Annotated in this window: 11 protein-coding genes and 29 tRNA genes; 5 read left to right on the forward strand and 35 right to left on the reverse strand. The window is 44.7% G+C overall.

Annotated features, from left to right (window positions below):
• Positions 1–122: 122 nt before the first annotated feature.
• Positions 123–440, reverse strand: coding sequence for a hypothetical protein (locus ACM0OX_RS13480; RefSeq protein ID WP_099102821.1), 318 nt, complete (start codon positions 438–440; stop codon positions 123–125).
• A gap of 517 nt (positions 441–957) precedes the next feature.
• On the opposite strand from ACM0OX_RS13480, the gene ACM0OX_RS13485 reads away from it, so the two are divergent.
• On the forward strand, positions 958–1,782 hold the full coding sequence (locus ACM0OX_RS13485) for a hypothetical protein (protein WP_414515420.1): 825 nt from the start codon (positions 958–960) through the stop codon (positions 1,780–1,782).
• A gap of 74 nt (positions 1,783–1,856) precedes the next feature.
• On the opposite strand, the gene ACM0OX_RS13490 is transcribed toward ACM0OX_RS13485, so the two are convergent.
• The 4 genes from ACM0OX_RS13490 to pds form a co-directional block, all read right to left on the reverse strand.
• Complete coding sequence (locus tag ACM0OX_RS13490; protein ID WP_414515421.1) at positions 1,857–3,176, reverse strand: ABC transporter substrate-binding protein; 1,320 nt, start codon at positions 3,174–3,176, stop codon at positions 1,857–1,859.
• Positions 3,177–3,368: 192 nt separating this feature from the next.
• Positions 3,369–3,460: transfer RNA gene (locus ACM0OX_RS13495), tRNA-Ser, on the reverse strand.
• Positions 3,461–3,594: 134 nt separating this feature from the next.
• Positions 3,595–4,527, reverse strand: a complete 933-nt coding sequence (crtB, locus tag ACM0OX_RS13500) for a 15-cis-phytoene synthase CrtB (RefSeq protein ID WP_414515423.1) — start codon at positions 4,525–4,527, stop codon at positions 3,595–3,597.
• Entirely contained in the window at positions 4,511–5,950 is a 1,440-nt protein-coding gene (pds, locus tag ACM0OX_RS13505; RefSeq protein ID WP_414515425.1) for a 15-cis-phytoene desaturase, read from the reverse strand. The genes crtB and pds overlap by 17 nt, the downstream gene beginning before the upstream one ends.
• Positions 5,951–6,393: 443 nt before the next feature.
• Here pds and ACM0OX_RS13510 point away from each other — a divergent pair, with 443 nt between their 5' ends.
• Entirely contained in the window at positions 6,394–7,482 is a 1,089-nt protein-coding gene (locus ACM0OX_RS13510) for a glycoside hydrolase family 3 N-terminal domain-containing protein (protein WP_414515426.1), read from the forward strand.
• Positions 7,483–7,583: 101 nt separating this feature from the next.
• Here the strand turns inward: ACM0OX_RS13510 and ACM0OX_RS13515 are convergent.
• From ACM0OX_RS13515 to ACM0OX_RS13650, 28 genes are all read right to left on the reverse strand, one after another.
• Positions 7,584–7,654 (reverse strand) — tRNA-Lys (locus ACM0OX_RS13515).
• A 155-nt stretch (positions 7,655–7,809) separates the two neighbouring features.
• Positions 7,810–7,892, reverse strand: a tRNA-OTHER gene (locus tag ACM0OX_RS13520).
• Between the two features lie 7 nt (positions 7,893–7,899).
• A tRNA-His gene (locus tag ACM0OX_RS13525) sits at positions 7,900–7,973 on the reverse strand.
• A 6-nt stretch (positions 7,974–7,979) separates the two neighbouring features.
• Positions 7,980–8,053, reverse strand: a tRNA-Ala gene (locus ACM0OX_RS13530).
• 5 nt (positions 8,054–8,058) lie between these two features.
• Positions 8,059–8,135 (reverse strand) — tRNA-Ala (locus tag ACM0OX_RS13535).
• A gap of 6 nt (positions 8,136–8,141) precedes the next feature.
• Positions 8,142–8,215 (reverse strand) — tRNA-Arg (locus ACM0OX_RS13540).
• A gap of 6 nt (positions 8,216–8,221) precedes the next feature.
• Positions 8,222–8,297, reverse strand: a tRNA-Val gene (locus ACM0OX_RS13545).
• Positions 8,298–8,302: 5 nt separating this feature from the next.
• Positions 8,303–8,374: transfer RNA gene (locus ACM0OX_RS13550), tRNA-Gly, on the reverse strand.
• A 102-nt stretch (positions 8,375–8,476) separates the two neighbouring features.
• Positions 8,477–8,549, reverse strand: a tRNA-Thr gene (locus ACM0OX_RS13555).
• Positions 8,550–8,556: 7 nt separating this feature from the next.
• Positions 8,557–8,633 (reverse strand) — tRNA-Met (locus ACM0OX_RS13560).
• A 10-nt stretch (positions 8,634–8,643) separates the two neighbouring features.
• A tRNA-Leu gene (locus ACM0OX_RS13565) sits at positions 8,644–8,716 on the reverse strand.
• Positions 8,717–8,762: 46 nt separating this feature from the next.
• A tRNA-Leu gene (locus ACM0OX_RS13570) sits at positions 8,763–8,839 on the reverse strand.
• Between the two features lie 4 nt (positions 8,840–8,843).
• Positions 8,844–8,917, reverse strand: a tRNA-Leu gene (locus ACM0OX_RS13575).
• A 3-nt stretch (positions 8,918–8,920) separates the two neighbouring features.
• A tRNA-Pro gene (locus ACM0OX_RS13580) sits at positions 8,921–8,993 on the reverse strand.
• A gap of 1 nt (position 8,994) precedes the next feature.
• A tRNA-Leu gene (locus ACM0OX_RS13585) sits at positions 8,995–9,072 on the reverse strand.
• Between the two features lie 6 nt (positions 9,073–9,078).
• Positions 9,079–9,154: transfer RNA gene (locus ACM0OX_RS13590), tRNA-Gln, on the reverse strand.
• 3 nt (positions 9,155–9,157) lie between these two features.
• Positions 9,158–9,230: transfer RNA gene (locus ACM0OX_RS13595), tRNA-Gln, on the reverse strand.
• Positions 9,231–9,373: 143 nt separating this feature from the next.
• Positions 9,374–9,448: transfer RNA gene (locus ACM0OX_RS13600), tRNA-Asn, on the reverse strand.
• Between the two features lie 6 nt (positions 9,449–9,454).
• Positions 9,455–9,529, reverse strand: a tRNA-Phe gene (locus tag ACM0OX_RS13605).
• Between the two features lie 81 nt (positions 9,530–9,610).
• Positions 9,611–9,685 (reverse strand) — tRNA-Arg (locus tag ACM0OX_RS13610).
• 4 nt (positions 9,686–9,689) lie between these two features.
• Positions 9,690–9,779 (reverse strand) — tRNA-Ser (locus ACM0OX_RS13615).
• A 4-nt stretch (positions 9,780–9,783) separates the two neighbouring features.
• A tRNA-Tyr gene (locus ACM0OX_RS13620) sits at positions 9,784–9,906 on the reverse strand.
• 7 nt (positions 9,907–9,913) lie between these two features.
• Positions 9,914–9,984, reverse strand: a tRNA-Glu gene (locus ACM0OX_RS13625).
• 65 nt (positions 9,985–10,049) lie between these two features.
• A tRNA-Trp gene (locus ACM0OX_RS13630) sits at positions 10,050–10,121 on the reverse strand.
• A gap of 3 nt (positions 10,122–10,124) precedes the next feature.
• Positions 10,125–10,200: transfer RNA gene (locus ACM0OX_RS13635), tRNA-Ile, on the reverse strand.
• Between the two features lie 4 nt (positions 10,201–10,204).
• A tRNA-Cys gene (locus tag ACM0OX_RS13640) sits at positions 10,205–10,278 on the reverse strand.
• A 3-nt stretch (positions 10,279–10,281) separates the two neighbouring features.
• Positions 10,282–10,358 (reverse strand) — tRNA-Glu (locus ACM0OX_RS13645).
• Positions 10,359–10,362: 4 nt separating this feature from the next.
• Positions 10,363–10,436: transfer RNA gene (locus ACM0OX_RS13650), tRNA-Asp, on the reverse strand.
• A 176-nt stretch (positions 10,437–10,612) separates the two neighbouring features.
• Between ACM0OX_RS13650 and ACM0OX_RS13655 the strand changes: the two genes are divergently transcribed.
• Positions 10,613–10,735 carry a hypothetical protein gene (locus ACM0OX_RS13655; RefSeq protein WP_414515428.1) on the forward strand — a complete coding sequence of 41 codons (123 nt, stop codon included), beginning with the start codon at positions 10,613–10,615 and terminating at the stop codon, positions 10,733–10,735.
• Between the two features lie 199 nt (positions 10,736–10,934).
• Entirely contained in the window at positions 10,935–11,780 is an 846-nt protein-coding gene (locus tag ACM0OX_RS13660; RefSeq protein ID WP_414515430.1) for a polysaccharide deacetylase family protein, read from the forward strand.
• Between the two features lie 33 nt (positions 11,781–11,813).
• On the opposite strand, the gene ACM0OX_RS13665 is transcribed toward ACM0OX_RS13660, so the two are convergent.
• Both ACM0OX_RS13665 and ACM0OX_RS13670 read right to left on the reverse strand, forming a co-directional pair.
• Positions 11,814–12,206, reverse strand: coding sequence for an alr0857 family protein (locus ACM0OX_RS13665; protein WP_414515432.1), 393 nt, complete (start codon positions 12,204–12,206; stop codon positions 11,814–11,816).
• Positions 12,207–12,222: 16 nt separating this feature from the next.
• The gene (locus ACM0OX_RS13670; RefSeq protein ID WP_414515471.1) at positions 12,223–12,729 is read right to left on the reverse strand and encodes an HNH endonuclease; all 507 of its coding nucleotides are present in this window, start codon (positions 12,727–12,729) and stop codon (positions 12,223–12,225) included.
• A gap of 437 nt (positions 12,730–13,166) precedes the next feature.
• Here ACM0OX_RS13670 and ACM0OX_RS13675 point away from each other — a divergent pair, with 437 nt between their 5' ends.
• Positions 13,167–13,502 (forward strand): hypothetical protein, encoded by a 336-nt coding sequence (locus ACM0OX_RS13675; protein WP_094347436.1) that lies wholly within the window; start codon positions 13,167–13,169, stop codon positions 13,500–13,502.
• Positions 13,503–13,594 lie beyond the last annotated feature (92 nt).

Below are 13,594 nucleotides of genomic sequence, written 5' to 3' on the forward strand. Positions count from 1 at the left end.
GACAGGGACGTTATAACAAATTTTGAAATTAGGAGTGAAAAGTTAAAAACAAAGAGTTATGGCACAAATAGAGTAACTTATAACTCATAACTCATAACTCATAACTCATAACTCCTAACTCTTTAGCTAGTTGCTTGTACAGGTTGTTGTTGAGACACATTACCTGGTATAGGTTCCATTTTGGTTCCCGGCCCTACAGGACTAACTTCAATATGATTTAACAAGGTAGTGACAAACGCAAACAACAAGAAAGGTAGCGATAGCAGAACGACAAGACCCGCTGTTGCTAAAGCGTACACGGGCCGCTTGGCACCCATCAGCGCCAAAGCTGATGCCAAACTTAGGGTAATCGTAATCAACCAAACAATTATTTGACCGTAGATATCACCGAAAGTCAGGGTACAGACAAACCGATACTTTTGAATATTATTTTCGCTCATCACATTTGCCTCCAGTCTCTCCTAATAGGTTCTACGTTAGAACTATGTTTGCCTTCTAGGCAATTTCTAAATATTTTTGCAAGCTTCGTAATATCACTTCACAATTTAGCTGCCTTTGGCGGTAAGACAGCTATGCTAAAAAACTTCTTCTCTGCATTAGGAGAGGTTGCGATCGCCTCCTTAACAAACACTATCTTGATTTTAGGAAAATGGACTATTTGTCATCTATCAAATTAAGGATATTTAAAATAAATATATCAATTCTATTTAATTTGTGAAAATTGCAACCTATAAATCCCCGATTTTGTAAAAGTTGTTGAGTATCTTGTTGCTCACGAGTGATTGAGGATTGCTATAAAATTTAATTTTTTGCTAGTAAATATTAACTAGAGAATCAAATAAAGTCAGAATGCAAAAACCGATTTTTTGATGTTAAATTTTGAATATTGCCCAAATTTGTTGACTTAAATCAACAAAAATCTTTATTTTTCGTGGCAACATTGTTTTAGGAGTGAACGTGAATACTATTTTTCTTCGTAAAGGTGTTTTTTGGTTGCCAAGTATAGCTGCTCTTGCATTCCTGAGTAGCGGTTTATCTGCAAGCGCCCAGACAGTAAACAAGTCGAGCAATCAGTCATTAACCGAACCTTCCGCAACCGCAGCGTCTCCCAAAGAGTTTAGCCAAAACCTCTCTACAGAAACAACTGAAACTTTTACAGTCACAAATTTAACTAAGGTAGAGCAATCGCCTAACGCTGCGATACAGGAAAACGCCAATGTAACACCCATACCTGTTCCAGGCACAGTGGCGACCTCATCTGCAACGCTCACCTCTGAACCTGTACAACCGAATTCTGAAACGACTGCTCAACCATCTGCTACAAGAGTGGCGCAATCTGATATTGATTTAGGTAGAACTACTAGTAGTGGTAGTAGCTATCTTGGCGTCGCTGCTAACATTGGTTTGAGTGGTGGTGATACATCTTTGGGTGACGGTAACTTTGCAGTAGTCAGCAAAATCGGACTGACAAATTCTATATCAGTGCGACCCTCAGCCATCTTTGGGGATAACACCACAGTTCTACTTCCGATCACCTACGATTTTACCTTTAAATCAGCAGATGCTTTTAGCGAACCATTAGCGATCGCACCTTACGTCGGAGTAGGTGCAGCTTACAAAACTGGTGATGATTCGCAATTTGCCTTTTTGGTGTCTGGTGGCATTGATGTGCCTCTAACTTCTCAATTTACAGCAACAGCTGCTATCAATGCCGGATTTTTCGATCAAACTGACGTGGGCTTGTTGTTAGGAGTTGGTTACAACTTCAGTGGGATTAAATAGTTAAGAGTTAGGAGTTAGGAGTTAGGAGTTAAGAGTTATTAAGATTAAACTCATCACTCCTAACTCCTAAGTTTCTACTTAGGGGTAACTTTGTCAATCACCTTGATTGTGCCATCGTCTCCTACTGTCCAAACATCATAGACACCGACGACATCGCCGTTAGCATCAACATCAACGTTGCCGCTGGCTCCTTGGTAGTTAATCTTTTTACCATCTTTAAGTAGCTTCAGCCCCTCGCAGACATCACTAACTTCTGTGCCAGGCCCATCAGCAACTTCCCGGATTTTGCTGGCTATGCCAACGCCTGTATTTTCCTTAGCCGCTTGCGCCGCTAATGTTAATAAAGCAGCTGCATCCCAAGCTTGAGGAGCGTATTCCCCTGGCGCACTACCCTTTTTATCCTTCCACAGCTTGTTGAAAGCTTCTAATGCTTTACCATCGGAACCCGGTACTGTACCGATCGCTCCTGTTAAAATATATTTACCATCATCGCCTTTGCCAACTTGTTCGGGAAAAGTAGGTGATTTTACCCCATCTGTCAGCAGAATTTGCACTCCCTTTGCGACACCTTGCTGATAGGCGGCTTTCAGGAACAGACTACCAGTTTCGGCATAGAGTACAGCCAGGACTGCATCTGGCTTACCAGCAAAAGCAGCAGCCGCCTCTGTATCAAATGTTTGAGCTTTTGGATCGTAGCGGACAGGTTTATCTTTATTAACTATAGTTCCACCCAATTTTTCAAAAGTTTGCACGAATGCTTTTTCAAACCCTACGCCATAGTCGTTATTAATTACGACTGTAGAAACTCGCTTGAAACCTTTTTTTCTGGCAAGTTGGGCTAAAGCTAGTGCTTGGTATGTATCGGGGGGAGCAGTACGCGCCCAAAAGCCTTTATAGTCACCTTTTTGGGCTTTTTCGGTAAATACAGGACTGGTACTACCAGGGGAAATCAGCATGACTTTATTCGGTGTGGCAATAGAGACTGCTGCACTTGAAACGCTACTGGCAAAGGAACCAACTACACCTGCTACTTTATCTAAAGTTGCTAGTTTAGTCATACCAGCAGCTCCAGCTTTGGGGTCGGTTTGATCGTCTACTTGCACCAAAGTAACAGGTTCGCCATTCACTCCACCGCAAGCGTTGACCGTATCGACCAGTAAAGGTACAGAGCCTAACATCTGCTGTCCCACAGAAGCCAAGTCGCCTGTTGTCGGTAGCAAGGAACCAATTTTTAGCCCTTTAGCACTGCTTGTAGTAGTTGATGCCGCTGGGGTAGCGGTGCTGCCATTGGTAGCTGTGCCGTTGGGTGTACTGCTATCACCACAAGCCCCAAGTAGAAACCCTGCCGCAAGGGTAGCTATACTTAAACTTAAGGCGGCGCTAATTTTTCTCATAAATTAATTTCACTCCTCAGATATTTAGGAGCCTAAAAATAAGATCCAAACTAGGTTTGTAACTTAGCTGGATCTTATCAAGACTCCAAAGGATAAATCATATCATCCATCTTTGGGAGTAGAAATATTTACGCCGATATTAGTAATTCTTTTTGTACACAGAATATTCTCCGTGTATCAAAAGCTGAAAAACGGAGAGGGAGGGATTCGAACCCTCGGTACGGAGTTGCCTGCCGTACAACAGATTAGCAATCTGCCGCTTTCGACCACTCAGCCACCTCTCCTGACTCACGAATATCAATGTTACCAGACTTGCCAGTAAGAGTCAATAGTCATTTGTCATTGGTCATTTGTGATTAGTCTTCGGTTATTTATAAAACACTGAGGACTAAGGACTAGGGACAAATGACTAATTTTTTTAAAGGACTTGCGATCGCATCCAAGCTATGGGCAAGGTACGTAACTTTTTCCACTGGGGAACGTAAGCCCGCTGACTGAATACATCATAATCGTTGCGTTCAATCGCCTCCAAAATCTGTCCGTACAGCATTGATGCTGCCCACACAGGCCAACGGGCATCGGATGCTAAATAAGTAATTCCCTGGTCGGATGTGGTGTAAAATTGACGGGCGCGGTCAATTTGAAAGCGCATCAATGCCCGCCAACGATCGTCTACCACACCTTTGAAGAAGTCTTGCTCGGTATAGTTGAATTTTGCCAAGTCTTCAAGGGGAATGTAGATCCGTCCCCGTTTGGCATCTTCTCCTACATCCCGTAGGATGTTAGTGAGTTGATTGGCAATTCCGAGAGCGATCGCTTCTTCTATGGGAACATAAGGTTGTTTGTTTTGCCGCCACGGTGCTGCATATATGGTGTTATCCACACCCATAACTGATGTTGACATCAAACCAACAGTGCCAGCAACGCGGTAACAGTAGAGGTATAACTCCTCAAAGGTTTCATAACGACTGCGATATAAGTCCATGCGCTGACCGGCAATCATATCCCGAAATGGCTGAATGTCCATCGGAAAGCGTTGGAGGGTATCAACTAAAGCTACATCGTAATTTTCTAATGGGCGCCCCGCAAAAATCGATTCCAGCTGCTGTTCCCATAGGTCTAGGGTTTCTGGCGTGGTAATAGCAGATGCAGGGCCATCCACCAATTCATCTGTACGGCGACACCAAGCGTAAATTGACCAAATAGATTGACGTTTTACCGGACTCATAAGCAAAGTACCCAGGTAAAAAGTCTTGGCATACTTTGCTGTGAGATGCCGACAAAGTTTGTATGACTCGTCTACAGAGACCAGCGTTTTCATGCGCGGCGGGGAATCAGGCAGTTGCAGCATTCGTTGCGGGCGGTCGGGTGAGCGTTTGCAGGTTTGAGGAATTTGCTACCGGGAGGGCCTCAGAAATCGCCTGCGCTGTCAGCTTACCAGAAAGTACGGCACCTTCCATACTGGCTAAGTAGCGTTGCATGGTGTAATCCCCTGAGAGATAGAAGTTACTAATGGGGGTTGTTTGCGAGGGACGGTACTGTTGACGACCAGGGGTCGCTTTGTAAACTGAACGGGGCGTTTTCACCACATGAGATTTCAGCAATGTTGCTGGATTGTCTCCCCCAAAGTGGTCGGGGAAGAGTTTTTCTAACTCGGCAATAGTGGCAGCCACAATCTCCTCATCGGATTTGGCAATCCAATCTTTTGCCGGGGCTAGAACTAATTCCAGCATCGAGCGTTCGGGGTTGGCGTATTCACGGCAGGTATTGCTCATATCAGCATAAACGCTTAGGAGGGGCGATCGCGAGAATAGCAAGTGATCAATTTGCGTAAGTTTACGATCGAACCACAAATGCACGTTAATTACAGGCACGCCCTCCAAGCCTTCTAGCTTTTGGAAAAACTCCATTTCTTTCCAAGGTGCTGGCAAAATCACCTTCAGAGGGTCAACCGGCATGGCAGACACATACAAATCCGCTGTGAAAACTTCATCCTCTTCGCCATTCAATCCCCGAATTAAATATCCTTTCACGCTACCATCGGCGTTCAGCAAAATCTCTTTCAAAGGGGCATTCAAGCGGACTTCTCCACCGCGTTCGGTGATGTAATCTACTATGGGCTGACACAATCGTTCTGTGGGCGAACCATCCAGAAAGGCCATTTTCGAGCCATTTTTTTCCTGGAGGAAACGATTGAGAGCAGTTAAAAGAATGGTTGCCGAAATTTCATCTGGGTCGATGAAGTTCAGCGACTTGGCCATGGCAATAAAAACTTCTTTATTGACCCGTTCTGGAATTTTGTGTTTACGCAGCCAATCTGTCCAGGAATATTTGTCCATTTCTTCAACGTACTTTTGCCCCTGAATCATGACCGGCAATAATCCGATACCAAAGCGGATTTTTTCTGGCCATGTCAGCATGTCGTTGTTTCGCAGAATTGCCACTATACCATTAATTGGTGCCGGCAAATCTGGGAAATCAAAGCGGCTGTAAGTACCTGGTGCATCTGGTTGGTTGAAGATCATTGTGTGTTCTTTCCACTGCAATCGATCTTCAATGTCCAGTTCTTTGAATAACCGCAACATATTTGGATATGCGCCAAAAAAGATGTGCAGACCTGTTTCGTACCAGTCTCCATCAGCATCTTTCCATGCAGCCACTTTACCGCCTAGAACGTCTCGACGTTCCAAGACAATGGGTGTGTGACCTGCGTCCGTAAGATATTTCGCGCAGGAAAGTCCTGCTAGTCCCGCTCCCGCGATCGCTACTCGCATGTAACCCTACTGCTCTTCAATATTTCTTAACCGTTTTATCGTTCTCATTATACGTTGCAATCCGTTACATTTGGCAGTTATTGTGCGATCGCTTCCCCAAAAAACTTTTGCCAAAGGGAATTTTACCTACGCGCACCTACCCGAACAAATTGTTAATACCATTGTTGGCAATAGGTTTGAGCGAGCATTTCATCTATCTTTACATGGAGGAAAATTAGGCAAACAAAAGTATTTCCTTTGACTGAAAATAAGTTAATCTCAAATGTGGTCTGAAAGTAGTTGATTTATTTGCTAATTCGTGTATTTGCTTTGAGTAAATATCGGGGGTATTGGTTAAAGACTACTTGGGAAACTTTCTGCTTCCCATAAGGTGTAGGATAAAAATCTATGTCCTCTAGGTTGAACAACTGAGTTGTTTACCGCACAACTTATAGGTAAAAGTTATGGGTGCATCGCAAGAGCTAAAGCGCTTTGGACATCACCTGATTCTAGGTATTTCTGGCACGACATTAAGTGATGATGATAAACGCGCACTCAATGAATTGAAACCGATTGGGGCGATATTTTTTGCTAAGAACTTTTTGGATGGCACTCCATATCAGGTTTGGCTGGAAAGCTTCAAGGATTTAAACAGGCAGATACGAGAATATACTGAACGTGATTCTATGTTCATGACTCTCGATCATGAAGGAGGTCGTGTAATTCGTACACCACCGCCAATTACCCGCTTTCCTCATGCCTTTTTGCTGCGATCGCACGCTTATGAAGTAGCAAAAGCCACAGCGGTAGAACTAAAATCACTGGGAATCAATTTATCTTGGGCACCTATCGCCGATATTTTTTCCCATCCCGACAACCCAGTGATTGGGCCTCGCGCCTTTGGTAACACTCCCGAAACTGCTACTCAAGGTGCGCGTGATTACTACCTTGGACTTCGAGATTCAGGAATTTTGGGATGCGCTAAACACTTCCCCGGACATGGAGACACCAGCAAAGACTCTCACATTGAGTTACCAATACTGAATTTAACTCTAGAAGACCTGCGACTTCGAGAACTTATACCCTTCAGAGCTTTAATCGAAGTACAGATTCCTTTGATGATGACTGTCCATATCTTATTTCCCAAGATAGATCCTGATGTGCCAGGAACGCTTTCTCAGGCTATCCTCAAAACCTTACTTAGAGAGGAACTTGGCTTTGAGGGGGTAGTTGTATCTGATGATTTGGATATGAAAGCGATCTCAGATATTTTTATGAAAACTGGTACTGTAGCGCGGTCATTTAATGCAGGCTGCGATCTATTTATTGTATCGCGTAATATTAATTCATCATCTATTGAAAGAACTTATCGGATTGCTGAAGATTTTGCTGATTCGCTCAGTAACGGTAGCTTAGATGAAGCAGTGGTAGAAGCAGCTAGAGAAAGAATTGAGAAACTACTAGCAGTAACACCGCAATATCCCATACATGCTTTGGATAAAGATGTATTATTGCAACATGCTGAACTAGCGATCGCTAGTTGCTATTCATAACCCAAAATGCATTCGAGTACCATATTAGCAATTGCCAAAAGTCTAGCTAAGATTGTATTTCTTAATTTTGAATTTTAAATTTTAAATTTTTAATTGTTTAGTGGGTGGTATAGGGGTCGAACCTATTTCTGCGGGTTAAAAGCCCGCTGCACAGCCGGTATGCCAACCACCCTGGTTAATTTAAATAAGAAATGAGCAAGTGCGATCGTATTACATCGCAAGCTTTGTAATACCAACACTCGATATCAATCCACCAGGGAGGTACTGCCCCTCCTATTTCTGTGTTATCAGCACAGCGCCTCACTTTTCGGCTTCAGGTGGAAAAAGAGGAAGATGGAGGAATCGAACCCCTACAGTTGCCCATACCCTGGTTTTCAAGACCAGTTGCCGTCCATTCAGCGGCATCTTCCATTGAGGGGTATCTGACGGGGCTTGAACCCGCTATGACTGGTTCCACAAACCAGCGCCTCGACCACTTTGGCTTCAGACACCATCAGTGGAATCAATGGGAATTGAACCCATAACCTCCTGCTTGCAAGGCAGGCGCTCTAGCCATTTGAGCTATGACCCCATATTTGGTGGATACTGGTCGGAATTGAACCGACAACTTTCTAACAGCCAGTTAGACGCTTTACCAATTAAGCTACAGACCCATAAGGCGGGAGTGGTAGGACTTGAACCCACAACTTTCGAGGTAGAAGCTCGAAGCTCTATTCCATTGAGCTACACTCCCAATATTTGGTAGTCCTGGCAGGAATTGAACCCGCAACATTCTTCTTGTAAGGAAGACACTCTACCAATTGAGCTACAGGACTACGCAAGCGAGTGGAGGGAGTTGAACCCACGCACTGAGTATGGCGTACTCAGATGCTACCGATTACATCACACCCGCAAGTTCAGAGCGGACGGCGAGATTTGTAGCTTGCTTCCCGCAGGGTACTCGCACGAAGACGGTGGAAACATCTCATGCTGACGTTACATCACACCCGCATCAAGCTGGTAACAGGAATTGAACCTGCAACCTACTGATTACAAGTCAGTTGCTCTGCCAATTGAGCTACACCAGCACTGTTTTGGTGACGGAGGCAGGAGTCGAACCTGCCGATATTCAGGTTATGAGCCTGACGAGCCACCGTTGCTCTATCCCCGCATATTCACCAATACCCCTGACTGGATTTGAACCAGCAACCTCTTCGTTCTAAGCGAAGCGCCTCTTCCATTGGGCTACAAGGGTAAAGTCTGAGTGGCAGGGATTTTACCTGCGCCACACCCAGATATTTTGGTACTCCCGACAGGATTTGAACCTGCAAAAAACTAGATCCTCGGTCTAGTGCGTCTTCCGTTCCGCCACGAGAGCTTAGTGCCCCTGACAGGATTTGAACCTGCAAAATCTGGACTCTGATTCCAGCACGTATGCCAGTTCCGTCACAGGGGCATATCGGGATGGCAGGATTTGAACCTGCGACTCCATGCTCCCAAAGCATGGCTTCTGGCCGCTGAATTACATCCCGTTGGTACTCCTGGTGGGAGTCGAACCCACAACCAAACAGATTTTAAGTCTGTCACCTCTTCCAATTGGGCTACAGGAGCAAATTTTGGCAGCCCCACCAGGACTCGAACCTGGAATCTTCGCCTTCAAAGGGCGCTATGTTGCCAATTACACCACAGGGCTTTATTGCCAGGGCAGGGTTTGAACCTGCAACCTCATCGTTCAGAGCGATGCGACTTACCAATTCGTCCACCCGGCATTAAACAATTCGTAGTTCGTAATTCGTAATTATGTTCTGTGACGGGGATTTAAACCCCGACTAACACACAAGCCGTTTATAGAAGCCTGGGTATCAATCTCTATTTAATTACGAATTACGAATTAGTAATTACGAATTATGAATGGCTGCCTCAGTAGGACTCGAACCTACAACCGCGCGGTTAACAGCCGCTTGCTCTACCATTGAGCTATGAGGCAACGAAGCCCCCCAGGTCGGAATCGAACCGACGACCTCCTGTTCTTCAAACAGGCGCTAACTACCAACTGAGCTACCGGGGGATAAGGAGGAGAGATAGGTTTTACCCAGTGGACTGGTTTAATTCAACTCGAATTAGCCACTCCATCATCTCTCCCATGTAACGAGAGTGGAGGGATTTGAACCCTCACGTCTTCAGTTTCGTAGACTGAGATGTTATCCAGTTACACCACACTCTCAAAACGGAGAGAACAGGATTTGAACCTGCGACGGATATTAACTACCCGCTTCCTCTTAGCAGGAGGACGCTTTCAGCCACTCAGCCACCTCTCCATAGTGGGTCGAGCAGGATTTGTAGCTTGCTTCCCGTTCGCGGAGCGTCCCGAAGGGAAGGGTAGCTGCGTGCAAAAAAGAACAGTTTTACAGACTGTCGCCTTCAGCCAGACTCGGCCACCGACTCATAATCATTCCCTCGACGAGAATTGAACTCGCATCTGTGCTTTGAAAGAACACTGACTTAACCATTAGTCCACGAGGGCATAATTTACCGAATTTTAGATTTTGGATTAAATTGTTTAATCTAAAAAATCTAAAATTGTCTGACACAGGGACTAGGATTTGAACCTAGAACATCGGATTTGGAGTCACGAGGTGTTACCGTTACACCATCCCTGCATTTGGTGGCAGCGGCGGGATTTGCACCCGCATATACCAGGGTATGAACCTGGGGCTTTGCGGATTAAGCTACGCTGCGACAGAGGTCAGAGCGGGATTTGAACCCGCGCTAATCGGTTTTGCAGACCAACGCCTTCAACCACTTGGCTACCTGACCATTTGGGAGTCCCGACGAGATTTGCACTCGCAATCTTCAGCTTGAGAGGCTGACGGCTTAAACTATTCGCCTACAGGACTACAACCAGGGTGACGGGACTTGAACCCGCAACATTTCCGCAGACAACGGAACGCTCTAGCCAATTGAGCTACACCCCGATTTTTTGAATCTGTGCTTAAACTTTGAGGTTTTTAGGCACAGATTTTGTTGGTGAACTTGCCCATTTCTTATTTAGTTTTCAAGGTTCAGATAATTGACTTTTTACTGTTAAGAAAACAACCGAAACTCTAGGTAGCAAGCCTGTTGTGTATTACGGATGTATTCAGTGGTTTTGATGAGTGCAAACTTAGAACTTTTTTCGTTTATTGCCTCTACCGCCGATGGTTTGCAAGTAAAAGCAGCTTTGTTGGTTATGGACTCTGGTTTATTCCAACGCCTGTCCTTTAGTTGGATGTAGAACATAAATTTGACTCTTGAGAAGCTTTGTCTTTCGCCTCACTACAAATATACTACAAAATACTACAAGAGGTGTCAAGGGGTTTTAGAAAGTTTTTTGGAAATTGTCTATAAAAGCTTCTGTGCTTATATTTGAGCTTGCTAAAGCCTCTCAAAAATCAAACTACAGCTTATGATTGGTTGATCTTTAAAAGCCTGACGTGAAAGACAACTACCTCAAGCGACAACAGATAATTAGTTTTGTCGCGATCGCCTCTACGATTACAGCTTGTAGTATTGCTCCAGGTATTTCCCCACAATTGGGGTTGAACCAGCCACTAAACAAAATCCATCCTGCACTTCCAGATGCAGCAAAGGGCAAAATTAATGCCCAATTACCACCATCAGTCAAAGTAGAAAACCCTACCTTTACAGTCCCAGATAAATTTCAGGGAAAAACAGTTTATAAGGTGCAACCCAGCAGCAACGAAAAGGTTATTGCTCTCACCATTGATGATGGGCCTTGGCCAAAGACAACCCTAGAAATGCTGGATATCTTGAAGCAAAATGATGTTAAAGCAACATTCTTTTGGGTAGGACAAGCTTTAGAAGCAAATCCAGACTTAGCCAAGCGTGAAGTAGCCGAGGGACACGCCATTGGCAACCATACTTGGCATCATTGGTATCGGCGAATGGATGAAGCCACAGCTAAGAGTGAAATCGATCGCACAGCCGATTTGATATACAAAACTACAGGAGTCAAAACTTCTCTATTTCGTCCTCCTGGAGGCTTTTTAAATAACGGACTAGCCGCTTACGCCAAAAGCCAGAAAGATACTGTCATTATGTGGTCGCTAACTTCAGCTGATACCGATCCTCACGCCAAACCGCAGGCATTTGTAAATAATGTCTTGAAAGGCGCGAAACCTGGTTCTATTGTTTTAATGCATGACGGTGGTGGCGATCGCCACAGAACTGTAGAAGCTTTGCCACAAATCATCAGTGGACTCAAACAGCAAGGCTACCGATTTGTGACAATTCCTGAACTGCTACAAATGGAGCAATAAAGGTGAGAAATTCTCCTCACCCTACTATTTCGTTTATTCACTCATGACAGAAGCACTACTTTCTTGAGCTTCCTGCCAAAGTTTGTGCAAAAAGAACTCAGCGCGATCGCTCATAGTGGTGACAAACACACCGACAGAATCCTTAGAACTAGCTGATAGCCAAGAACCCCGCAGGGTGACTTCCATATATTCGGCATCGCATGCACAGAGGGCAATAATTTCTCTGTCATCTCTTTTTACCTCAGACCTCAGTACTTCTACTCCTGGCAAATCAACAGGAAGCAAAAAGGAAGCGGTACTGGGTTCAATGCATAAACTTTGCCCAACTCGCAGGGCTAAAATCACTCGCTGCGCTACCCATTCTTCTAGCGACAGAGTGACACATTCCAAATCAAAACTGCTTTCAGTGTAAGTTAATTTCAGCATTCCTTATGCTCTCCTGTTATTCCAGGTTTGCTTGCATATCTATCCAAAACTGTTCAGCAAAAGAAATCGCGGGGTGGATTGGCGGTTTTGGTTTGGTACGCAGTTGCATACCAACTTCAAACAGTGTGCGATCGCTTTTACGGGAGTTACATCTTTCACAAGCTGCGACTACGTTATCCCAAGTGTGAGAACCGCCTTTAGAACGCGGCATCACATGATCTAGCGTTAGATGTTTGCTGCTGCCGCAATATTGGCAACTGTGATGGTCTCGTCGCAATACTTCTCGCCGATTCACAGGCGGAACTTTCCACATCCGCTCATTAGAAGTGATTGTCAAGCGAATATGTTTTGGCACATCAATTACCAAACTGGGTGAGTGAACTTGCCAGCCGCTTTCTGTGGTAAAACCCAGTGGTTGCGCCTTGTTGGTCACTAACAGCACAATCGCCCGCTTGATATTGACCCGACATAGTGGCAAGTAATTTTGAGAAAACACCACCACAGATTGCTCTAACACTTGCATTGCGTTCGCGCCGCGCATGGAAGATATCGTCACAGCTTAACTCCTTATAAAAAAACCCCCGCTTCAAGTTTTCGGTGAAGCGGGGGTTAGAATTGACCGGAAAATTTTCTGGTCTCATATCGGTACAGGATTCCTTCGCCTGTACCCCCCGCTTTTTTGATTTAGTTGTGGTTTTGCAATTAGTGCACTAAAGCCTACATACTTATAATCATCATTGCCCTCTGTGATTTGCCCATGATTTCGGCTACCATCGCCCATAAATAAATACTCCACTTCCATAGCAGCTGATTCCCAATTGGTTCGGCAATTGGTAACGCACAAAATTGAAGTAGAGATGGGGTAAATGGATTTCACAGAAAATTTCACCTATTGAACATTCCTTTAAACATACTACACTTGTATTACTATCCTGTCTATACCTTTAAGGAGAAAAACTGATGCATACGATCGCTCGCACCCCAACCACCGATATGGAAGTTACCAGCATTCGCCTAGAACGGGAACTCAAAGATAAGCTCAAAGAAATAGCTGGGAATCAGGGATATCAAGCTCTGATCCGAGATATCCTTTGGAATTATGTCCAGCAAAAATCAGGTGAGTGGAAACCTCGATTTTCGCGATCTGACATTCGAGCTAGCATAGCTGCCACAGCTCAGCAAGAAGAACGCTGTGTACTTACAGGTCAACTAATTCAACCCCAAGAACCGATGTTGTTAGGACTAACGAGGAATGGCGATATGGTTCCTCTGAGTGTCGAGAGCTTGGCTGGATAAACTTCGTCTATTTTGAAACCTGGTGTAGGGAGGGCATCTAGCCCGCCCTACCAGCAGGGAGTACAAAATGCTCTTACTATTTTAAAAAATAT

Source organism: Nostoc sp. PCC 9305 (genome assembly GCF_963920915.1).
Lineage (GTDB): Bacteria > Cyanobacteriota > Cyanobacteriia > Cyanobacteriales > Nostocaceae > Nostoc.